Source organism: Neobacillus niacini, from assembly GCF_023715415.1.
In the GTDB taxonomy this organism is placed as follows: domain Bacteria; phylum Bacillota; class Bacilli; order Bacillales; family Cytobacillaceae; genus Neobacillus; species Neobacillus niacini_C.
Map to the genome: position 1 here is coordinate 346059 of NZ_JAMBOB010000005.1, position 21044 is coordinate 367102.

A 21044-nucleotide genomic window follows, 5' to 3' on the forward strand; every position below is an offset into this window, starting at 1 on the left:
TTTCGTAAAGAGTATTTTTACACTTTTTGGGGGTCATGTAATGTTTAAGCACGTATATCGTCTAATGATAGAACTTACCAATGGGAAGTGGACATCAGTTATTTTACAGCATTTTGCCCGTTCTAGGATCAGTCGATTTGTTGTCCCATCGTTTGCAAAGATTTATAAGTTAAATCAGGAAGAAATGGAAAAGTCGCTGCATGAGTACCCAACACTTCATGATTTATTTATTCGAACATTACGAAAAGAAGCTCGTAACATTGACAAAAGTGAAAATGCGGTGGTTAGTCCTGTTGACGCAGTGATTGAGGATGTAGGTTCTATTAATCAAACCAGTGAAATGATTGTTAAGGGGAAAACTTATTCTATACTGGAAATGTTGGGAAGTCAGGAAACCGTAAATAAATATTTACAGGGAACGTATATGATTCTATATTTAAGTCCAAGTCATTACCACCGAATACATAGCCCGATAGCCGGTACCATTGTTAAACAGTGGACACTTGGTTCCAAATCCTATCCTGTTAATAAAATGGGCTTAAAATATGGTGTTCGAACATTAGCTAAAAACTATCGAATGATTACAGAAGTGAAAACAGCAAACGGGCATATTGCAATTGTGAAAGTGGGAGCCATGTTTGTCAATTCAATTGAAAAAACGCATAAAGGAATGACGCTTCAAAAAGGCGAGGAAATGGCCTACTTTAGTTTCGGGTCTACGATTGTTTTGTTATTCCAAAAAGGAACCTTTCAACTAGATCCTTCTATTCAAACACCAAAGGACATTAGGATTGGCGAAAAAATTGGAGTCATGATAAACCAAGATGGCGGCACTAAATAGTGCCGTTGATTTTTTTGCAAAAGAAAAGACCCTCTAGGGTCATAAGTAAACTATTAAGATGAAATCTTCAGTTTATTGAAGAGTGATCGACGATGAATTTCTGTTTCGATAAGATGAATAAACTCGGGACTTAGATTTAATTCTCTTGCTTTATAATAAGATTCAATTAATAACTCATCTGACAGTTTACGCAAGCCAGAAGCACCTCCATATAAAAAAATAAATAGTACTAAAAGAAAGGAAAGAAGCATAAAATGGTAGGTTCAATTGGTGTACCATAAATCTACCAAATTAAGTTGAATTGGACAACCTTTCCAATTATTCACAATTAACAGTGGATAACTTGTGATTAATTTGTTTATAAAGGATAAAAAAGGGACTAAAACAATGGGTATAATGTTAATAACTTTATCCACAGATGTGCAAAAACGTGACTTTTGTCGAAAAATATTTTTTTATTTTGTATTTACAGCAAAAATCTTTGAGTTTGACAAATAATAAACCCATACAGCTATAATAGTTTTATTTTGATACTAAGGTTAAAATTGGTTATGATGGTACAGATAAACAGATGAATTAATGAGGTGTAAGCTGAGTGTTAAAGAATTTTTTGCCTGATGAACATGTAAAAAGCATATTAGATATTCACCCTGAAGACTTGAAAAAAAGAGGGGTTAAGGGAATTATAACTGATTTGGATAATACGCTTGTGGAATGGGATCGTCCAAGTGCCACGCCTGAACTTGTTAAATGGTTTGAACAAATAAAAAAGAACAATATACTTGTTACAATTGTTTCTAATAATAATGAATTGCGGGTAAAGGAATTCTCTGATCCGTTACAAATTCCATTTATTTTTCGAGCCCGTAAACCAATGGTGCGTGCATTTAATAAGGCACTTTCCCAAATGGGAATCAAGAAGGAAGAAGCTGTTGTTATTGGGGATCAATTATTAACGGATGTTTTAGGTGGAAATCGAAGCGGATTTCATACGATTCTAGTTGTCCCTGTTGCACAGACAGATGGTTTTTTTACTAAATTTAACCGTTTTACTGAACGAAGAATTTTGAATTGGTTCAGAAGAAAAGGGATGATTCAATGGGAGGACTAAAGTGTGAGTGAACAAGAACAATATTTATGTATGGGGTGCGGGGTCAAGGTTCAGACTGAAGATCCAGAGGAATTAGGCTATGCACCGGCATCAGCAATCGAGAAAGAGAGTATCATTTGTCAGCGGTGTTTTCGCCTAAAGCACTATAACGAAGTTCAGGATGTCAGTTTAACCGATGATGACTTCTTGAAAATTTTGAATGGCATTGGCCAGACGGATGCCCTGATTGTTATGATTGTGGATATTTTTGATTTTAATGGAAGCTGGCTGCCAGGATTACACCGATTTGTAGGAAATAACAAAATTCTACTTGTGGGCAATAAGGTAGATTTATTGCCGAAATCAGTGAAACATAACAAATTGATTAATTGGATGAAACATGAGTCAAAAGAGCTTGGGTTAAGACCTGAAGAGGTATTCTTAGTCAGTGCAGAAAAAGGAAAGTACATTAAAGAAACAGCCGCTGCCATAGATGAAATGAGAAATGGAAAAGATGTTTATGTCGTAGGATGCACAAATGTAGGGAAATCTACCTTTATTAATAGAATCATTAAAGAAGTTACGGGAGAAGGAGACATTATCACGACCTCACATTTCCCTGGAACTACTTTAGATATCATCAAAATACCACTTGAGGATGGTAAAGCCCTGATCGATACGCCTGGAATTATCAATCATCATCAAATGGCACACTTTGTAGATAAAAAGGATTTAAAAGTGATAACACCGAAAAAGGAAATAAAGCCTAAGGTGTTTCAATTGAATGAAGGTCAAACATTGTTTTTTGGGGGATTAGCAAGATTTGATTATATAAGCGGAGGCAGAAACTCATTTGTCTGCCATGTCGCAAATGAAATCAATATACATCGGACAAAAACAGATAATGCAGATGAGTTGTATGAAAATCATCTTGGAGAAATGCTGGCTCCCCCTCGAAAAGATGAATTAGGAACATTTCCTGAGTTAGTGAAACAAGAATTCATGATTAAGGATGCCAAAACAGATGTAGTCTTTTCTGGACTTGGGTGGATAACCATAAATGAACCGGGAATAAAGATAGCAGCATACGTGCCTAAGGGTGTACAAACCTTAACCCGTAAATCTTTAATCTAAAAAGACTAGTAAGTGGGGGAGATACAGGTGAAGAAACTTTTTGCGGTTTTGGGAGATCCAATTGGCCACTCGATGTCACCAATTATGCTTAATGATATTTTGTCGTTATATGAAATCGATGCTCATTATCATCCTTTTCATGTAAGGAGAGATGAATTAGAAACAGTGGTTAAGGGATTAAAGGCGATTGGTATATCCGGCTTTAATATAACGATACCTCATAAAAGCACAATCATTCCTTTCTTAGATGAGATTGATGAATTGGCTTTAAGTATTGGGGCAGTCAACACGGTTGTAAATGAAAACGGGAAATTTGTCGGCTATAATACAGATGGATATGGCTTTATTAAGGGGTTAAATCCGTATATTTCATCCTTTTCTGACAAGAAAGTATTAGTGATTGGTGCTGGGGGAGCAGCAAGAGCGATTTATTTTACAATGGCGAAAATGAAGCCTTTGGCAATTGATATTGCGAATCGAACTGTCCTTAAAGCCCATGAGCTTATTGCATCATGTCCATATGAATCAAACTCTAAAGCCTTATCGTTAGAGGAGGCAGAACTTCAATTGAATGAATATGATGTGGTGATTCAGACAACGATGATAGGGATGTACCCGAAAATTTCAGAGCTGCCAATAAGCCTTGAGAATTTAAAGTCCCAATCCCTTGTTTGTGATATTATTTACAACCCGTTAGAGACGCAATTCTTAATGGAAGCAAGACAAAAGGGAGCAACTATTCAAAATGGAGTTGAAATGTTTGTTTATCAGGGAGCGCTTGCTTTTGAGAAATGGACAGGAATATTCCCAGATGTAAACAGAATGAGAGAAAATGTTTTACAACAGCTTGGAGGCGTGAAATGTTAACAGGAAAACAAAAAAGATATCTACGATCAAAAGCCCATCATTTGGATCCAATTTTTCAGGTAGGAAAAGGCGGGGTAAATGAAAATATGGTAAAGCAAGTCGCGGATACACTAGAGGCAAGAGAACTTTTTAAGATAAGTGTTTTGCAAAATTGTGAAGAAGATAAAAATGTTGTTGCCCAGCAGCTTGCTGAGGGGACAGGGGCAGACATTGTCCAAATTATTGGCAATACCATTGTCTTATATAAAGAATCAGTGGAAAAGAAACAAATAACACTTCCATAGTAAAGGAGGTTTCATCATGCCGAAGGTTGGGATATTGGGGGGGACATTTGACCCGCCTCATTATGGACACTTGTTAATCGCTAATGAGGTACTCTCCAAGCTTAATCTTGATGAAGTATGGTTTATGCCAAACCAAGAGCCTCCTCATAAGAAAAAATCGGAATCAGTTGAAAATCAAGAACGTCTGCAAATGCTTGAACTCTCAATTAAAGGGAATAAAGCATTTAAAATTGAAAAAGGTGAGCTAGAGAGAACGGGGCCATCTTTTACTGTTGAAACCATGAGGATATTAAATGAACAATATCCACATCATCAATTTTATTTTATTATTGGTGCAGATATGATAGAATACCTTCCCAACTGGCATAAAATTGATGAATTGATCGAACTAGTTCAATTTGTTGGTGTTGAAAGACCTCAGTACAGTTTACAAACAGATTATCCAATCACTTATGTGGATGTACCTGCGTTTGATGTTTCTTCAAGTATGATTAGAGAGAGAGTATCACAAGGCATGACGGTTCGCTATTTATTACCGGACAGTGTTATTGATTTTATTAGGGAGAATCATTTATATGGAACGTGAAGTGGCATTAAAGATTGTTAAAGAACAGCTAACTGACCACAGATATCAACATACCCTAGGAGTCATGGAAACGGCTATTGCTTTAGCGAAACAATATGGTGCTGATGAAAAAAAGGCAGAACTGGCTGCAATCTTTCATGACTATGCGAAATTTCGACCTAAGGATGAAATGAAACAAATTATTGTATCGCAAAAATTCCCTCAAGATTTACTTCATTACCATGCTGAGTTGTGGCATGCTCCAGCAGGGTCTTACTTAGTTGAAAAAGAAGCTGGGATAAAGGATAAGGAAGTACTAGATGCGATTCGCTACCATACATCAGGAAGGCCAGGAATGACTCTGCTGGAAAAAGTAATTTATTTAGCAGATTATATTGAACCAGGCCGCCATTTTCCAGGGGTAGATGAGGTTAGAGATTTAGCCAAGGAAAATTTGGACACTGCCTTAATACAAGCCGTTAAAAATACAATACTATTCTTAATGAAAAAGAATCAACCGGTTTATCCGGATAGCTTTCAAACATATAATGATCTCGTAATGAATCGGAGGATTGATTAATGACTAATCAAGAGTTATTAAAAATTGCAGTAAAGGCTGCAGATGATAAAAGAGCTGAAGATATTTTAGCACTCAATATGCAGGGGATTTCCTTAATTGCCGATTATTTTATTATTTGTCACGGAAACTCTGACAAACAAGTACAGGCGATTGCAAGAGAAATTAAAGAAAAAGCAGAAGAGAATGGATATAATGTCAGAAGAATGGAAGGCTTTGATGAAGCCACATGGATCTTAATTGACCTTGGTGATGTGGTTGCGCATGTATTCCATCGTGATGAAAGAAGCTACTACAAATTAGAACGCTTATGGGGCGATGCACCATTAGAGGATATTCGTAGCGAGCTGACAACATGAGTTATGAGCAATTTGCCTATTTATATGACGAGCTCATGCAAGATGCTCCATATGATGAATGGGTTAGATTTGTAACAGAAAAGTTGAGTAAATATCAAGTGAATGGTAAACATTTACTTGATTTGGCATGTGGTACCGGAGAGCTCTCACTTCGTTTTGCTAAGGAGGGCTTTTCCGTTACTGGTGTAGATTTATCTGCTGATATGTTAAGTGTTGCACAGGCAAAAACACAGGAAGAGGGATTGGCTATTCCTTTTTTTGAGCAAGATATGGCCCATTTAGAAGGACACGGAGAGTTTGATGTTATTGGGGTTTTTTGTGATTCTTTAAATTACTTGAAATCTGATGAAGACGTGATACATACTTTTACGAGTGCCTATAATCATCTAACAGATAGCGGCATATTCTTCTTTGATGTCCATTCTACTTATAAAATTTCTGAACGTTTTATTAATCAAACCTTTACGTTAGCAGATGATCATCTATCCTATATCTGGAATAGTTTTTCCGGTGAATTACCAAATAGTGTGGAACATGAACTGAGTTTTTTCGTTTTAGATGAACAGTCTGGTAAATATGACCGTTTTGATGAAATTCACTACCAAAGAACATACCCTGTTCAACAGTATTCTGAATGGTTAAATGATGCAGGCTTTGAAATCCTCGAGATTTGTGCAGATTTTAAGGATGATGAACCAAAGGAACAATCAGAGAGAATATTTTTCATTGCAAGAAAAAAGCCATCATTTTAAATTTGATGGCTTTTTAAAATATTTTAAAATAAATAAAGGAATTTGACTAAACTTGGCGAATTAATGCTTATAGAACTGCAAGTTAACTTTATCTACGTCTTCATTAAACTTTGAATGTGTAGCTTGGAAAATATGTTCAAAAAGATCTCCGAGCTCTTCTTCCATCACCTTAATGCCCTCACCAGTAATACCACCTTTAACACAAACTTTTTCTTGTAACGAAGGTAATGTATAATGTCCTTGTTTTAATAACTCTCCCAAGCCGACAATCATTTCACTCGCCATTACAGTTGCTCTTTCTTGGTCAATATTCGTTTCTTTTACAGCAGCAAGGATAAAACGCTGTAATAGATAACTGAAAAAGGCAGGACCGCAGCTGACAATATCAGAAGCCACTCTTGTAATATCCTCTTCAATCCTTACTGGAATTGAAATCTGTGAAAACATACCTTCCACTTTGGTTTTCCAAGTATCACTGCAATGTTCACCGTATGTTATCAGTGAAACTCCCGCTAATGCACGGTTCGTAATGCTCGGAATAACCCTGATTACTGAACAAGCTGTCTTTGCTTCTAGTTGACTTGTATCGATGGGACTTGTGATGGAAATAACACATTTTCTATTATTTAAATGTGGGTTAATTTCATTAATAATGGTATAGACATCTAAGGGTTTAACACAAATAAACACTAAATCGGATTGAGATGCCACTTCAGCTGCATTTTCCCCAACCCTTATTCCCTTATATTTATCTTTAAGCAGCTTCGCTTTTGTTTTTGTTCTATTTGTAATAACCATTGAAGAAGGGGAAACTGCTTTTCCATCGATTAAAGCCTCAACCAAAATAGTCCCCATATTACCGGTACCAATGATACCAATTTTCATTATTCCGACCCTCCTTCGCATGCAGATTCTCTAATAACAATATGAAATATGAAAGTGAAATATACCAATTGAAAGGATTGATTACTTATGAAGGACTGGATGTATGAGCATAAGGTTTATGTGATTATTACCGCCATAATCGCTTTTGCGGCCATTTTTTATTTCTTTGAAGAAAGAAACTCTTCTGTAAGTGATGTAGAAAATATTGTCCCGCAAGAATTAAAGGAAGAGAAGGATACTCCACAAGAACAAGAAGAAATTCAGAAACCTGAAATTATTATGGTGGATGTTAAGGGGCAGGTTACCATGCCAGGTGTATATTCATCAAGTCAGGGTGAAAGGGTAATAGACGTTATCCAACGTGCTGGCGGGTTAACTGAAAACGCCGATGAAAGCATGGTGAATTTCGCTGAGCATGTTCAGGATGCGATGGTTATTTATATCCCGGCAAAGGGTGAGGAAGGAATAACCGTACCTGCTGGAGGAACAACGGTTAATCCCTTAAACACTGGCGGCACTTCAAGTAATCAAGCAAAAATCAATATAAATAAAGCGGATGAAACACAGCTGCAAAACCTTCCAGGAATTGGTTCTGCAAAAGCAGCTGCAATAACGGAATACAGGGAAACAAGTGGACTCTTTAAGACTGTCGAAGATTTGAAAAATATTAGCGGGATTGGTGATAAAACATTTGAGAAGCTAAAGGATCTAATTACCGTTCAATAAGAAAACTCATTGACCATTTAAAGTCTGAGATATTACACTTAAGAGAGAAATATATCGAATTTTGGAGGAGTTGGAGAAAGTGGAACGTATTTCGTGGGATCAATATTTTATGGCTCAAAGTCATTTGCTGGCATTAAGAAGTACCTGTACAAGGTTGACAGTAGGCGCAACAATTGTTAGAGATAAGAGAATTATTGCCGGTGGTTACAACGGTTCAATTGCTGGTGGAGACCACTGTATTGATAAGGGCTGTTATGTCATCGATAATCATTGCGTAAGGACGATACATGCCGAAATGAATGCCCTCCTGCAATGTGCCAAGTTTGGTGTCCCCACTGCTGAAGCAGAAATTTATGTTACTCATTTTCCATGCCTGCAGTGTTGTAAAGCAATTATTCAAGCAGGGATTAAAACTGTCTATTATGCGGAGGATTATAAGAATCATCCTCATGCGGTGGAGTTATTCCAACAAGCAAATGTAAAAACTGAAAAGGTAGAATTAAAGGAATCAGTGATTGATTTTCGTAAGATAAGTCAATAATCCCCAATTAATAACGCCGGGTATCCGGCGTTAAAATACTACCAACAAATTGGAGAAAATAATGAATAATAAATGCTTTTTTTTTGCAATTGCAGCCATATTGGGTGTTTTAACCTCTCTAATTAAGTTTCTGCCTCTCTTACTTTGTTCCATCTTTTATTTTTATCTCCTCTATACGTTTAAGAAATACTCTAAACAACAAGTGTTTATCGTCATCTGCCTCTTTATTACTTTTTTCCTCACTGGTCAACATACAATTACCAATAATAAAACTAGGCTGCACGAGTCACTAACAACCTTTTATCTGAAATATACAGAAAACACCAAAATTGATGGTGATTTGCTCCAGGTTATCGCATTTGATATAAAAAACAAAGAAAGGCTCTTAATTCGATATAAAATTAAAACGGAGGCAGAGAAAGAGTCTCTAAAAGAGACAAATTTCTACGGACGTTTATGTCATGTAACAGGAGTATTAACAGAAGCTTCTATTGCCAAAAATCCAAATGCCTTTAACTACCGGAAATATTTAGCTTCAAAACAGATATATAGAATAGTTGAATTACAAAATAACCCTCTCACTACATGTGCTGAAGTTAAATCAACTCCATTAACATTGATTAAAGAACTTCGTTTTATTGGCATTAATTATCTCGAAAAACACTTCCCTGCAGAAATTGCCTCCTTGTCAGCTGCTTTAATATTTGGTGATAGAAGTATGTTTGATCCTGAGGTGCTGATAAATTATCAAAAAACGGGAATTGTTCATTTACTAGCAATATCTGGGCTTCATGTTTCCTTATTAATCGGAATGGTCTTTTATTTTGGAATAAGAATCGGCTTGACTAGGCAGTTTATGATGAATTTTCTTCTCATCCTGTTGCCGATATATGCGATTTTAACAGGTGCTTCGCCTTCTGTTATTCGGGCGGTATTAATGCTCTTTCTTGTTTTATTTGTTCTGCGATGGAAAAAACAAATAAAATTATCCCCAATCGATGCGATTAGCCTTACCCTAATGATCTATGTGTTTTTTTCTCCATTGATTATTTTAGATGCGGGCTTTCAATTATCGTTTTCAGTAAGCTACGCAATTATTTTATCTGTCACCAGGATCTTTCCTCGGTATCAAGATAGTATTTCAGCAATGGTGGTTACCTCCATTATTGCTCAACTCGCAGCCTTGCCAATATTACTGTATCATTTTTTCGAAATTTCTTTTATAAGTATTGTTGCTAACCTTCTCTATATTCCTCTCTTCTCGTTTGTATTTCTCCCTGGTTTATATATCTTGTATCTAATTCAGATTATATTTGGCGATACTCCATCATTTCTTATTAACTTATTTATGAAAATTATTACTTTAGCCAATGGCCTTATTGAAAGTCTTGCAGAGCTATCTTTTTTCCAGCTTGTAACTGGAAGGCCAAATTTGGTTCTCTTTATCATTTATATGGTCATTATCCTCGCCATTTTTCTACTATGGGAAGCGGGTTTACAGCAAAAGAGGAAACGTCAGCTCATTTTTTTAACGTTCACTTTAATTACTTTCCAGACCATTTGGAATTGGGCAAATCCATTTGGAGAAGTCACAATGATTGATGTGGGGCAGGGAGATAGTATTTTAATCCATTACCCATTCGGAAAGGGTACCTATTTAATTGATACGGGAGGGACCGTTCAATTCGAAGAGGATGAATGGAAAAAGGCAGCAAAACCATTTGAGGTCGGGAGAGATGTTGTTGTCCCTTTTTTGAAAGGAAAGGGGATTACAAAATTAGATAAATTAATTCTTACACATGGTGATACTGATCATACGGGGGGAACTCTCGCAGTTTTGAAAGATATTGAGGTAAAACAAATTATTATGCCCGCTGTTGCAGAACCTTCAGAGTCTGAATTAAAGATTATTCAGGAGGCAAATAGGAATGGAATTCAGGTGGTCAAGGTTGCTGAAGGGAGTCAGTGGAAAAATGGAAAAAGCTCATTTTATGTTTTAAGTCCTGAGAAGAATTTTCAAGGTGAGCCCAATAGCGGTTCGATAGCAATAATGGCAAACATAGGCGGACTTAATTGGTTTTTTGGAGGTGATTTAGATAAAGAGGGAGAGGAAAGAATTATTAAAAAATATCCCAATCTGCATATAGATGTGCTTAAGGCAGGACACCATGGAAGTAAAACATCAACAAGCGAGCAGTTTATAAATAAAATAAAACCTGCTATCGCATTGATTTCAGTAGGTGAGCATAATCGTTATGGTCATCCGCATAACGAGGTGTTAGAACAACTCAAGACTGCAACTGTATACAGGACAGATGAACATGGTGCAATCACCTACAGGTTTTTTCTGGAGAGTGGAACCTTTTCTTACGTTTTACATAATATAAAGCAATAACCTATCAGAAAACAAAAAAGAGACTGCAAGGATACAGTCTCCAAGAATTAATATGTAGCAGTGCATTAAGATTACGATCCGACAACTTTAATCACTGTTGCAATAATAAACATTGCAGCAAAAACACCAAAAGAAACAACAAAACCTATTCCAGAATCAATTGCGTCGTTGCGTTTAGTTTGCACATTCTTTTCAAATTCATTCATAAAATATACCCCTCCTATTTCACATTATAGTATAAGCTTTTTCACTTAAAAAATCCAGCATGCTTTCGCATATCTACTTCCTCGATTGACAAGAGTTGACACAAATACTTTAAAGCAAAAAGGTGACACTAAATTTACACAAGGAACTCCGCCAAGCAATTAAAGATCCTAGGGCTTTAATTGCAGGCGTTCATTATAGATCGGGAATTGGCGCTTTCTAAGAAAGCCGTCAATTCCCTTTTAACACTTGTCAAAATGTCCAAGCTTCATTACGATAGATAATGGAAAGTGAATCGAAGGGGAGCTTGGAAAATGGTATTAGATATTTGGAAACAAATTAAACAACGGGAAATTGCTCCCATTTATTTATTATATGGTACAGAGGCCTTTTTAATCAATGAAACGAAGCAATTGCTGCTTAATCAGGTGTTAGATGAAGAGGATAAGGATTTTAATTTCACTGCGTATGATTTAGAGGAAACACCTATTGAAACAGCCTTAGAAGACGCAGAAACCTTTCCTTTTTTAGGTGAGAAAAAAGTCATCTTTTTACATAATCCAAAGTTTTTAACAGCTGAAAAGACAAAAGATAAGATGGAACATAATTTAGCGAGGCTTGAGTTGTATTTAAAAGAACCTGCCCCCTATACCGTCTTAGTTATTTCAGCGCCATATGAAAAGCTCGATGAACGGAAAAAAATCACCAAAGAGCTAAAAAGAACAGCTGTTACAGTAGAAGCAAAGAAATTAAATGAGTATGAATTGAAAAATTGGGTGAAAGAAAGAGCAAAAATAAATGGAATTGTTTTCGACCCAGATGCACTTGAACTCCTAATCACACTAGTGGGTACAAATATGTTTATGATTACAAGTGAAGTTGATAAATTAGCGTTATATGCTGCAGATAAAAAACAAATTAATGCTTCTATGGTAGAAACATTAGTGTCGCGATCACTTGAGCAAAATATCTTTACGTTAATTGAGAAGGTAGTACAAAGAAGACCCGAAGATGCACTTAGAATTTATTACGACTTATTAAAGCAAAATGAGGAACCGATTAAGATATTAGCCTTGCTTGCGGGCCAATTTAGGCTTATTTATCAGGTAAAGGAGCTTTCAAGGAGAGGCTATGGACAACAGCAAATGGCCGGTTATTTGAAGACTCATCCCTTCCGGGTAAAGTTAGCTGCTGGACAAGCTAATCAATTTACGGATGAAGAATTGACTAACCTTATGAGCATGCTGGCGAATGCTGACCTTCAGATGAAAACGGGCGGCATGAATAAATCATTACTAATTGAGATGTTATTGTTCAAAATAAAAAGGTAAACATAAAAAAACGATCCCATTCAGGAATCGTTTTTTTATGCTCTCTTATTATAGAGTGTTTGCTTTTTTAGCAAGACGTGATTTTTTACGGGCAGCAGCATTTTTATGGATAAGTCCTTTAGCAGCAGCCTTGTCTAGTTTACTAGCAGCAGTAGAGAATGCTTCTTTCGCTGCAGGAGCATCGTTAAGTGTTAAGGCAGATTCTACTTTCTTAACAGCAGTACGCATTGCAGATTTAGCAGTTGTATTTTGAGCATTACGAGCTTCGTTTGTTTTCACACGCTTAATAGCAGATTTAATGTTAGGCATTACTTTCACCTCCTACAAAGAATCGAGACTATATGAACTCGACTTTACATTCATTCACAATTAATCAGAACAAGAGATATTTTATCAAACCAAACCCTATTTTGCAATACTAGAATTATCTACATATAAGAATAACCTGAATGTTTTAGCGGAAAAGGGGTAAAAATAGGGAATAGTTTCTAATTAGAAATTGGATGGGAGCGAGACATAATGCAGGAGAACATGGATACCAATATCGACTTAAGCCAGTATTCAATTCGCACGGATTTAGCAATTGAAGCGAGAGAAATGGTCATTGCTGATAGGGAAGGCTCAGTTCAACAGGGAGAGAACCTCTCGCAAATTGAAGGAGTCATTATTAAAGAAAAAGATATTGATGATATAAAAATCTCCTTAGTAGAGATCACGGATGCAGGTGCGCAACAGCTGGGTAAAAAAGCAGGCCGCTATTTAACGCTTGAAGTACAAGGAATTAGGCAGCAGGACACCCCTTTACAACAAAAGGTAGAAGAAATTTTTGCCAAAGAATTTGCTCACTTTCTAGAAGGCACAGGGATTAAGAAAGATGCCTCCTGTCTCGTAGTGGGGCTAGGGAATTGGAATGTTACACCTGATGCACTTGGTCCAATGGTCTGTGAAAACCTATTAATCACCAGGCACTTGTTTCAATTACAGCCAGAGAATGTTGAAGAAGGATATCGTCCAGTCAGCTCCCTCGTTCCAGGGGTAATGGGATTAACAGGGATTGAGACGAGCGATATTATCTTTGGAGTAGTCGAAAAAACCAAACCGGATTTTGTCATAGCAATTGACGCATTAGCAGCTAGATCAATTGATAGGGTGAATTCTACCATCCAAGTTTCGGATACAGGCATTCACCCAGGATCGGGTGTAGGAAATAAAAGAAAAGAATTAAGTAAAGAAACATTAGGAGTTCCGGTTATTGCAATTGGTGTTCCGACTGTTGTTGATGCTGTTTCGATTACAAGTGACACGATTGATTATATTCTAAAGCATTTTGGTAAGGAGCTTAAAGAAGGAAATCGTCCTTCAAGAGCCCTCGCACCAGCAGGAATGACTTTTGGGAAACGAAAAAAACTTACCGATGATGATCTTCCAGAAGAAAAGCATCGTCAGACTTTTCTTGGGATGATTGGAACTTTAGAAGAAGAAGAAAAACGTAAATTAATCTATGAGGTACTTTCCCCTTTAGGACATAATCTAATGGTTACCCCTAAGGAAGTGGATGTGTTTATTGAAGATATGGCTAACCTGATTGCGAGCGGATTGAATGCATCGCTTCACAGTAATGTTGATCAGGGAAATGCAGGCTTCTATACGAGATAATGTTTATGTGACCACCTCACAACCTGCGAAAAATGGTTCTAGCAATTCTAGTAATGTCATAAGTATTTACTAGAATTAAATTGAGAGGTGGAACCATGAAATCTACTAGAAATTCTGGATTGTTTTTGACGGTGCAAGGGACGAATCTAATAAAAGTAACCTCTTTTATCTTGCTGTTTATGCTCTTGGTGTTTTCCATCAGTGGGTTGTTAACATCATTAAAGCCCCAATTTAGACCGATGTCTAATTCTGTTAATACAGCAGCAAATCAAGTAAATGGGAAAATGCTATATCAACTTATGGCATGGGAAAATCACCATTTCTTATCTATTGAAGAAAATTTAACTTCAAGTCCCAAACTGACTAATTTAATTTTCAAGCTTTCAAGCAATATTAATTTAAATGACCCAAGGAGCCTTTTAGGTAGAGAGCTTCCGGGCTTTGAACAGTTTGATGGAAAAATACTTGTTGCTGGGCAAGGTTCAAATTATACGAACATGCCATTTGAATCCTCACCCCCATTAGAAATAATGAAAGCAGAACGAGAAGCATCACTGCAAAATATTGAAGGTATCGACAAAGGAAACGAGGGTGATATACCGTCGAATCCTTCACTTACAACAGGTGATAAAAAGGTGGTTCATCTTTACTTTACTCATAACCGTGAGTCCTATCTTCCTTATTTACAAGGGGTGACCGATCCGAATCTTGCCTATCATTCACAATTAAATGTCACCAAGATTGGCGATCAGTTAAAAGAAAGCTTAGAGGCTAGAGGTATTGGAACTTCAATTGATAAATCTGATATTATGGGAACCGTAAAAATGGCTGGTACTTACCAGAAATCTGGTGAATTAGTCCAGACGGCAATGGCCGCAAACCGTGAATTGGAATATTTTATCGATATCCATAGAGATGCACGCCGCAAAGATAAGACGACGGTTATGATAGATGGCAAGGCATATGCACAGTTGGCTTTTGTTATTGGCGGGAAAAATCCAAATCATGAAAAAAATGAAAAGTTAGCAAGTGACCTGCATAATCTGCTTGAAAAGAAATATAAAGGATTGAGCTGGGGAATTCACATGAACCAGGGTGCGGGGCAAAATGGTGTCTATAATCAAAACTTGTCTGAGAATGTAATTTTAGTGGAATTTGGCGGAGTGGATAATACTTTCGAGGAATTAAATCGTTCCGCTGACGCACTTGCTGATGTTTTTAGTGAATACTTCTGGCAGGCTGAAAAAGTAAATGGTGAACCATCCACTGATAAACAATAGAGGTAAAGGAGCATGTCATATGAAAATGTTCATGCTGAAATTTTTCTGTATAATAGCCATTATGTTTATATCGGTTTTAGCTGGGATGCAGCTGGCGAACGACGGCATTCATAAAATGAAGGGCTACGATGACCCGAATTTTCAAAACGCTGTTGGCATTAATGACAATGGCGAGCATGTAAAAGCTACTTTTTTGGGAAATGAAATATCAAGTCATGATATTGATGAAAAGAAAAAAAAACTTGAGGAAATAAGTGCCTTTAATCTATTTTCCTCGATGGGAAAGAAGATTTCTCAAGGTGTCTCCACTGCTTCGGAAAAACTGATTAGTCTAATAACCGAATAAACATTCCTAGCGGATCCTTCTCTTGGATGCCGCTTTTTTTGTGTGATTTTTGTCTAGCTTCAGTGCCTAGGGGCTCGGGGTCATAAGCCAATCGCTTCGGAAGGCAAAGAGCGCCTTCTGTCAGCGCTCGTCTTATGCCTGTCGCCCCTGGCAAGGCACTTCCGCTTTTCAGTTTTAATTGAATCTTATTTCCCGTACTGATATAATCAAAAATAGTGTAATTGTGCGAGTTATAGTAGGAGTGAAATACATGAACAGAGAAGAAAAGCTCAAAAGACAATCAAATATAAGAAATTTTTCGATTATAGCCCATATTGACCATGGGAAATCAACATTAGCAGACCGAATACTTGAAAGAACGAATGCATTAACTTCCCGTGAAATGAAGGCTCAACTTTTAGATTCAATGGATTTAGAAAGAGAACGCGGGATTACGATAAAGTTAAATGCTGTCCAATTAAAATACAAAGCAAAAGATGGTGAAGAGTATACTTTCCATCTGATTGATACACCTGGGCACGTCGATTTTACCTATGAGGTTTCTCGAAGTCTTGCTGCTTGTGAAGGTGCTGTTTTAGTCGTTGACGCCGCACAGGGGATTGAAGCACAAACCTTGGCGAACGTTTATCTTGCATTGGATAATAACCTTGAAATTATACCGGTTATTAATAAAATTGACTTACCAAGTGCTGAGCCTGAAAGAGTCCGTAATGAAATTGAAGAAGTTATTGGACTTGATGCCTCTGAAGCGGTTTTAGCGTCTGCCAAAGCGGGAATAGGGATTGAGGATATCCTCGAACAGGTGGTAAAAACTGTCCCTGCTCCAACTGGTGACCCTGATGCTCCATTAAAAGCACTAATTTTTGATTCTCTTTATGATGCTTATCGTGGTGTAGTGGCCTACATCCGAGTTGTTGAAGGCAGCGTCAAAGTAGGAGATAAAATTAAAATGATGGCAACCGGTGCTGAATTTGAAGTAAATGAAGTAGGTGTATTTACACCAAAATCGACGCTGGTCGATGAGCTAACCGTTGGGGACGTTGGATTCCTTTCAGCTTCAATTAAAAATGTTGGGGATACAAGGGTTGGGGATACCATTACAAATGCAAAAAATGGTTCAACAGAACCCCTTCCAGGTTACCGTAAATTAAATCCAATGGTGTATTGTGGTTTGTATCCAATCGATACTGCAAAATTTAATGATTTACGTGAAGCATTAGAGAAGCTGCAGTTGAATGATTCTGCGCTTCAATTTGAGCCGGAAACTTCTCAAGCCCTAGGCTTTGGTTTCCGTTGTGGGTTCTTAGGTCTTCTTCATATGGAGATCATTCAAGAGCGGATTGAGCGTGAATTCAAAATTGATTTGATTACAACAGCTCCAAGTGTTATCTATGATGTACACATGACAAATGGCACTCAAATAAAAGTGGATAACCCTTCAAATCTTCCGGATCCACAGAAAATTGACCATGTTGAAGAGCCTTACGTAAAAGCCACCATGATGGCTCCAAATGAATATGTCGGTGCGATAATGGAGCTGTGTCAGCAAAAGCGTGGTATTTTTATTAATATGCAATACCAAGGTGAAAACCGTGTAAACATCATCTATGAAATTCCGTTAGCAGAAATTGTTTATGATTTCTTTGATCAACTTAAATCTAGCACCCGAGGCTATGCATCATTTGATTATGAATTAATTGGCTACAAACCTTCTAGCTTGGTTAAGATGGATATATTGTTAAACGCTGAAAAGGTTGATGCCTTAAGCTTTATCGTTCATAAAGATTTTGCCTACGAACGTGGCAAAGTCATTGTTGAGAAGCTAAAGGAATTAATCCCTAGGCAGCAATTCGAAGTTCCTGTCCAAGCCGCTATTGGTCAAAAAATTGTTGCTCGTTCAACCATTAAATCCATGGGTAAAAACGTATTGGCTAAATGTTATGGGGGAGATATTTCTCGTAAACGAAAGCTGCTTGAGAAACAAAAAGAAGGTAAAAAACGGATGAAGCAGGTTGGATCTGTCGAGGTCCCACAAGAAGCCTTCATGGCTGTCCTAAAAATGGATGATAACAATACAAAAAAATAAAAACAAAAACGGGAGGTTTGGAATTGTCTATTAAATAGGCGAAATCCAGCCTCTTTTATTTATATAAGAGGTGAAAGTATGATTAAAGCTGCATATCTCCATATCCCCTTTTGTGAGCATATTTGCCATTATTGTGATTTTAATAAAGTTTTTCTAAAAGGGCAGCCCGTGGATGAATATTTGCTGGCACTTGAGCAGGAAATGATTTTAACGTTACAAAAATACCCAACGAATGGGTTGGAAACCATATTTGTAGGTGGCGGGACTCCCACATCTTTAAACGAGAAACAGCTTGATAGATTTTGCGAAAGTATCAACCGGAACTTACCGAGGAGCAGCAATCTGGAATTTACCTTTGAAGCTAATCCAGGTGACTTAACAAAAGGGAAGTTACAAATATTAAAAGATGCCGGGGTAAACCGGCTCAGTCTTGGTGTTCAAACCTTTAATGAGGAGTTATTAAAGAAAATTGGCCGTGTCCATCGTGCAAAGGATGTTTACCAAACTGTTGACAATGCAAAGGCTGTTGGATTTGAAAACATCAGCATCGATTTAATCTTTAGTCTGCCAACCCAAACGATTAATGATTTCAAGGAATCATTATCAGAGGCATTTACACTTGATATTCAACATTACTCGGCCTATTCGTTAATTATTGAACCGAAGACTGTTTTCTACAATCTCATGCAAAAAGGTAAACTTCCAACTCCAGGGGAAGATATGGAAGCAGCTATGTATGTTCTGCTCATGGAGGAAATGGAAAGGAATAATTTTAACCAGTATGAAATAAGTAATTTTTCAAAGCCTGGCTATGAAAGCAAACATAACCTAACATACTGGAATAACGATTATTATTATGGGTTCGGTGCAGGTGCTCACTGCTATGTGGATGGCTGGAGACGTTCGAATGCAGGGCCATTAAAAAAATATATGGAACTAATTGATAACGGGAATCTCCCCATCTTTCAGGAACACCAAACTTCAAAAGCAGAACAAATAGAAGAAGAGATGTTTTTAGGTCTGCGAAAAACAGATGGAGTATCTATATCACATTTCATTGATAAATATGAAATCGACCCATTGCAATTATTTGAAAAAGAGATAGCTAATTTAATTTCTAAAAAATGGATAGAAATAAAAGATGATAATATATATTTAACAAAAACAGGGCGGTTATTAGGAAATGAGGTTTTTCAATCATTTTTAGGGGTTACTAACTAACCATCTATCTAGGTACTTTTGCAATTTCTTATGCCAAATGATTGACACCATCCCCCTATTTTTGATAATTTATTAATAGAATTAGCACTCGACTTCAATGAGTGCTAACAGAGGTGATGAAAGGTGTTAACAGATCGTCAATTATTGATTCTTCAGGTTATTGTTGATGATTTTATTCGGTCTGCACAACCTGTCGGCTCAAGGAGTTTGTCGAAAAAGGATGAAATATCATTTAGTTCGGCGACTATTCGGAATGAAATGGCTGATCTTGAAGAACTAGGCTATATTGAAAAAACGCACACTTCTTCTGGTCGAGTTCCTTCTGAAAAAGGCTATCGGTATTATGTAGACCATTTGCTGTCGCCTCAAGTATTAAACAAGCAGGATATAACGATTATTCAATCAATCTTTGCTGAGAGAATTTTTGAGTTCGAAAAAATCATTCAAAAATCAGCTAAGATATTATCTGATTTAACCAATTATACTTCTATCGTTTTAGGTCCTGCGGCGAGCTTTAATAAACTTAAACGGATTCAAATCATTCCATTAAGCAAAGAAAGTGCTGTAGCCATCTTTGTAACCGATTCTGGCCATGTTGAAAATCGAACATTTTATTTGCCCCCAACGGTGGATGCAAGTGATTTGGAAAAGACAGTCAATATTCTAAATGAACGTTTGACTGGGGTAGCACTTGAAGATTTAAATGATAAAATCTACAAGGAATTGGCAATGTTACTAAGGCAGCATATCCGTAATTATGATCTAATGATGCATACCATTGCTGACTCACTAAAAATGCCAGCTAATGAAAAGCTCTTTTTTGGCGGAAAGACAAATATGTTAAGTCAGCCAGAGTTTCATGATATCGGTAAAATTCGTGAGCTTTTACAAATGATTGATCACGAAGAGTGGATTTACCCTTTAATCAAAAATGATTCAGCTGGTATTAACGTGAAAATCGGCAGAGAAAACAAAAATAGCGCTATGGAAAATTGCAGCCTTATAACCGCAACCTATTCAGTTGGCACAGAGAAATTGGGAACCATTGCGATTCTTGGCCCAACTAGAATGGAATATTCCCGAGTTATTAGCTTGCTGCAGTTTTTAAGTAAGGATTTGACCTCAGTGTTAACAAACCTGTATCAAAAATAATAGGGGTGGAAATATTGAGTAAGGGTGAGTTACTGTATAATTCAACCTAGGTGAATTACTCTATTTTCGCCCTCCTTTTCATGAAAATCACTTCGACAATAAATATTTAACAATCCTTTAAGGAGGTGAGTAAGTTGACAGAAGAAAAGAACAACACGCTTAATGAGGAAGTTGAAACTGAAACGAATGAACAAGTAGAACTTACCAATGAGGAAGTTGAAACTGTTTTTGATGAAGCAGAAGATTCTAATCAGGATTCAACGGATATAGACTATGCTGCTGAGATTCAAAACCTCACTAGTAAATTAGAAGAAGCAGATAATCGTTACCTGCGTCTTCAAGCGGATTTTGATAACTTCCGCCGTCGAACTCGATTAGATATCGAGGCGGGTGAAAAATATAAAGCACAAAAGTTAGTAACTGAACTGCTTCCGGCTTTAGATAATTTTGAGAGAGCCTTACAAATAGAAGCAGATAATGAGCAAACCCGCTCTGTTCTTCAAGGTATGGAAATGGTCTATCGCAGCTTAATAGAAGCCTTGAAAAAAGAAGGCGTTGAAGCAATAGAAGCAGTCGGGAAAGAATTTGATCCAAATTTCCATCAAGCGGTTATGCAGGGTGAAGATGAGAATTTTGGTTCTAATATCGTAAGTGCTGAATTCCAAAAAGGCTACATGTTAAAGGATCGGGTTATACGCCCATCAATGGTTCAGGTAAATCAATAAAACTACATATTAATACTTAGGAGGAAA

At 37.0% G+C, this 21044-nt stretch carries 23 protein-coding genes and 1 pseudogene; 20 read left to right on the forward strand and 4 right to left on the reverse strand.

Annotation, left to right across the window (positions count from 1 at the left end):
• Positions 1–40 precede the first annotated feature (40 nt).
• Entirely contained in the window at positions 41–841 is an 801-nt protein-coding gene (locus M3189_RS13740) for a phosphatidylserine decarboxylase (RefSeq protein WP_251634631.1), read from the forward strand.
• Positions 842–894: 53 nt separating this feature from the next.
• Here M3189_RS13740 and M3189_RS13745 read toward each other — a convergent pair whose 3' ends face one another.
• Positions 895–1035: a sporulation histidine kinase inhibitor Sda gene (locus M3189_RS13745; protein ID WP_251634632.1), complete on the reverse strand. Its 141-nt coding sequence runs from the start codon at positions 1033–1035 to the stop codon at positions 895–897.
• A gap of 401 nt (positions 1036–1436) precedes the next feature.
• Here M3189_RS13745 and M3189_RS13750 point away from each other — a divergent pair, with 401 nt between their 5' ends.
• The 8 genes from M3189_RS13750 to M3189_RS13785 are packed head-to-tail and all read left to right on the forward strand — an operon-like array spanning position 1437 to position 6469.
• On the forward strand, positions 1437–1952 hold the full coding sequence (locus M3189_RS13750) for a YqeG family HAD IIIA-type phosphatase (protein WP_251634633.1): 516 nt from the start codon (positions 1437–1439) through the stop codon (positions 1950–1952).
• A 30-nt stretch (positions 1953–1982) separates the two neighbouring features.
• Positions 1983–3065: a ribosome biogenesis GTPase YqeH gene (yqeH, locus tag M3189_RS13755; RefSeq protein ID WP_251634784.1), complete on the forward strand. Its 1083-nt coding sequence runs from the start codon at positions 1983–1985 to the stop codon at positions 3063–3065.
• A 27-nt stretch (positions 3066–3092) separates the two neighbouring features.
• Positions 3093–3932 carry a shikimate dehydrogenase gene (aroE, locus tag M3189_RS13760; RefSeq protein WP_251634634.1) on the forward strand — a complete coding sequence of 280 codons (840 nt, stop codon included), beginning with the start codon at positions 3093–3095 and terminating at the stop codon, positions 3930–3932.
• The gene (gene yhbY, locus M3189_RS13765; RefSeq protein WP_251634635.1) at positions 3926–4216 is read left to right on the forward strand and encodes a ribosome assembly RNA-binding protein YhbY; all 291 of its coding nucleotides are present in this window, start codon (positions 3926–3928) and stop codon (positions 4214–4216) included. Before aroE ends, yhbY begins: the two co-directional genes overlap by 7 nt.
• Positions 4217–4232: 16 nt before the next feature.
• Complete coding sequence (locus M3189_RS13770; RefSeq protein WP_251634636.1) at positions 4233–4802, forward strand: nicotinate-nucleotide adenylyltransferase; 570 nt, start codon at positions 4233–4235, stop codon at positions 4800–4802.
• Entirely contained in the window at positions 4792–5361 is a 570-nt protein-coding gene (gene yqeK, locus M3189_RS13775) for a bis(5'-nucleosyl)-tetraphosphatase (symmetrical) YqeK (RefSeq protein ID WP_251634637.1), read from the forward strand. The genes M3189_RS13770 and yqeK overlap by 11 nt, the downstream gene beginning before the upstream one ends.
• Positions 5361–5717 (forward strand): ribosome silencing factor, encoded by a 357-nt coding sequence (rsfS, locus tag M3189_RS13780; protein WP_251634638.1) that lies wholly within the window; start codon positions 5361–5363, stop codon positions 5715–5717. Before yqeK ends, rsfS begins: the two co-directional genes overlap by 1 nt.
• Positions 5714–6469 carry a class I SAM-dependent DNA methyltransferase gene (locus tag M3189_RS13785; protein WP_251634639.1) on the forward strand — a complete coding sequence of 252 codons (756 nt, stop codon included), beginning with the start codon at positions 5714–5716 and terminating at the stop codon, positions 6467–6469. The genes rsfS and M3189_RS13785 overlap by 4 nt, the downstream gene beginning before the upstream one ends.
• Before the next feature lie 60 nt (positions 6470–6529).
• Here the strand turns inward: M3189_RS13785 and comER are convergent, their stop codons facing one another.
• Positions 6530–7354: a late competence protein ComER gene (gene comER / locus M3189_RS13790; RefSeq protein WP_251634640.1), complete on the reverse strand. Its 825-nt coding sequence runs from the start codon at positions 7352–7354 to the stop codon at positions 6530–6532.
• A gap of 87 nt (positions 7355–7441) precedes the next feature.
• On the opposite strand from comER, the gene M3189_RS13795 reads away from it, so the two are divergent.
• The 3 genes and pseudogenes from M3189_RS13795 to M3189_RS13805 all read left to right on the forward strand — a co-directional run bounded on the left by M3189_RS13795 (position 7442) and on the right by M3189_RS13805 (position 11016).
• Complete coding sequence (locus tag M3189_RS13795) at positions 7442–8080, forward strand: helix-hairpin-helix domain-containing protein (RefSeq protein ID WP_251634641.1); 639 nt, start codon at positions 7442–7444, stop codon at positions 8078–8080.
• A 79-nt stretch (positions 8081–8159) separates the two neighbouring features.
• Positions 8160–8606: pseudogene (locus M3189_RS13800) on the forward strand (ComE operon protein 2); the annotation flags it as partial.
• 76 nt (positions 8607–8682) lie between these two features.
• Positions 8683–11016 carry a DNA internalization-related competence protein ComEC/Rec2 gene (locus M3189_RS13805; protein ID WP_251634643.1) on the forward strand — a complete coding sequence of 778 codons (2334 nt, stop codon included), beginning with the start codon at positions 8683–8685 and terminating at the stop codon, positions 11014–11016.
• Positions 11017–11087: 71 nt separating this feature from the next.
• On the opposite strand, the gene M3189_RS13810 is transcribed toward M3189_RS13805, so the two are convergent.
• Entirely contained in the window at positions 11088–11222 is a 135-nt protein-coding gene (locus tag M3189_RS13810) for a YqzM family protein (protein WP_251634644.1), read from the reverse strand.
• Between the two features lie 312 nt (positions 11223–11534).
• Here M3189_RS13810 and holA point away from each other — a divergent pair, with 312 nt between their 5' ends.
• Positions 11535–12551 (forward strand): DNA polymerase III subunit delta, encoded by a 1017-nt coding sequence (gene holA, locus M3189_RS13815; RefSeq protein ID WP_251634645.1) that lies wholly within the window; start codon positions 11535–11537, stop codon positions 12549–12551.
• Between the two features lie 48 nt (positions 12552–12599).
• Here the strand turns inward: holA and rpsT are convergent, their stop codons facing one another.
• A complete protein-coding gene (rpsT, locus tag M3189_RS13820; RefSeq protein WP_251634646.1) occupies positions 12600–12860 on the reverse strand; it encodes a 30S ribosomal protein S20 in 261 nt (86 codons plus the stop codon).
• A 222-nt stretch (positions 12861–13082) separates the two neighbouring features.
• Between rpsT and gpr the strand changes: the two genes are divergently transcribed.
• From gpr to grpE, 7 genes are all read left to right on the forward strand, one after another.
• The gene (gpr, locus tag M3189_RS13825) at positions 13083–14207 is read left to right on the forward strand and encodes a GPR endopeptidase (RefSeq protein ID WP_251634785.1); all 1125 of its coding nucleotides are present in this window, start codon (positions 13083–13085) and stop codon (positions 14205–14207) included.
• Positions 14208–14302: 95 nt separating this feature from the next.
• The gene (locus M3189_RS13830; protein WP_251634647.1) at positions 14303–15487 is read left to right on the forward strand and encodes a stage II sporulation protein P; all 1185 of its coding nucleotides are present in this window, start codon (positions 14303–14305) and stop codon (positions 15485–15487) included.
• 19 nt (positions 15488–15506) lie between these two features.
• Positions 15507–15833, forward strand: a complete 327-nt coding sequence (locus tag M3189_RS13835; protein WP_251634648.1) for a YqxA family protein — start codon at positions 15507–15509, stop codon at positions 15831–15833.
• Positions 15834–16083: 250 nt separating this feature from the next.
• Positions 16084–17919, forward strand: coding sequence for a translation elongation factor 4 (gene lepA / locus M3189_RS13840; RefSeq protein WP_251634649.1), 1836 nt, complete (start codon positions 16084–16086; stop codon positions 17917–17919).
• A 78-nt stretch (positions 17920–17997) separates the two neighbouring features.
• The gene (gene hemW / locus M3189_RS13845; protein ID WP_251634650.1) at positions 17998–19140 is read left to right on the forward strand and encodes a radical SAM family heme chaperone HemW; all 1143 of its coding nucleotides are present in this window, start codon (positions 17998–18000) and stop codon (positions 19138–19140) included.
• 123 nt (positions 19141–19263) lie between these two features.
• Positions 19264–20292 (forward strand): heat-inducible transcriptional repressor HrcA, encoded by a 1029-nt coding sequence (hrcA, locus tag M3189_RS13850; protein WP_251634651.1) that lies wholly within the window; start codon positions 19264–19266, stop codon positions 20290–20292.
• Positions 20293–20426: 134 nt separating this feature from the next.
• Positions 20427–21017 (forward strand): nucleotide exchange factor GrpE, encoded by a 591-nt coding sequence (gene grpE / locus M3189_RS13855; RefSeq protein WP_251634652.1) that lies wholly within the window; start codon positions 20427–20429, stop codon positions 21015–21017.
• The last annotated feature ends 27 nt before the right edge of the window (positions 21018–21044 follow it).

Coding starts and splice junctions, on each gene's coding strand:
- M3189_RS13835 (WP_251634648.1), top strand. CDS start 15,507: ATGAAAATGTTCATGCTGAAATTTTTCTGTATAATAGCCATTATGTTT.
- M3189_RS13785 (WP_251634639.1), top strand. CDS start 5,714: ATGAGTTATGAGCAATTTGCCTATTTATATGACGAGCTCATGCAAGAT.
- M3189_RS13770 (WP_251634636.1), top strand. CDS start 4,233: ATGCCGAAGGTTGGGATATTGGGGGGGACATTTGACCCGCCTCATTAT.
- rsfS (WP_251634638.1), top strand. CDS start 5,361: ATGACTAATCAAGAGTTATTAAAAATTGCAGTAAAGGCTGCAGATGAT.
- hemW (WP_251634650.1), top strand. CDS start 17,998: ATGATTAAAGCTGCATATCTCCATATCCCCTTTTGTGAGCATATTTGC.
- lepA (WP_251634649.1), top strand. CDS start 16,084: ATGAACAGAGAAGAAAAGCTCAAAAGACAATCAAATATAAGAAATTTT.
- M3189_RS13830 (WP_251634647.1), top strand. CDS start 14,303: ATGAAATCTACTAGAAATTCTGGATTGTTTTTGACGGTGCAAGGGACG.
- yqeH (WP_251634784.1), top strand. CDS start 1,983: ATGGGGTGCGGGGTCAAGGTTCAGACTGAAGATCCAGAGGAATTAGGC.
- gpr (WP_251634785.1), top strand. CDS start 13,083: ATGGATACCAATATCGACTTAAGCCAGTATTCAATTCGCACGGATTTA.
- rpsT (WP_251634646.1), bottom strand. CDS start 12,860: ATGCCTAACATTAAATCTGCTATTAAGCGTGTGAAAACAAACGAAGCT.
- M3189_RS13795 (WP_251634641.1), top strand. CDS start 7,442: ATGAAGGACTGGATGTATGAGCATAAGGTTTATGTGATTATTACCGCC.
- M3189_RS13810 (WP_251634644.1), bottom strand. CDS start 11,222: ATGAATGAATTTGAAAAGAATGTGCAAACTAAACGCAACGACGCAATT.
- yqeK (WP_251634637.1), top strand. CDS start 4,792: ATGGAACGTGAAGTGGCATTAAAGATTGTTAAAGAACAGCTAACTGAC.
- comER (WP_251634640.1), bottom strand. CDS start 7,354: ATGAAAATTGGTATCATTGGTACCGGTAATATGGGGACTATTTTGGTT.
- M3189_RS13740 (WP_251634631.1), top strand. CDS start 41: ATGTTTAAGCACGTATATCGTCTAATGATAGAACTTACCAATGGGAAG.
- holA (WP_251634645.1), top strand. CDS start 11,535: ATGGTATTAGATATTTGGAAACAAATTAAACAACGGGAAATTGCTCCC.
- M3189_RS13805 (WP_251634643.1), top strand. CDS start 8,683: ATGAATAATAAATGCTTTTTTTTTGCAATTGCAGCCATATTGGGTGTT.
- yhbY (WP_251634635.1), top strand. CDS start 3,926: ATGTTAACAGGAAAACAAAAAAGATATCTACGATCAAAAGCCCATCAT.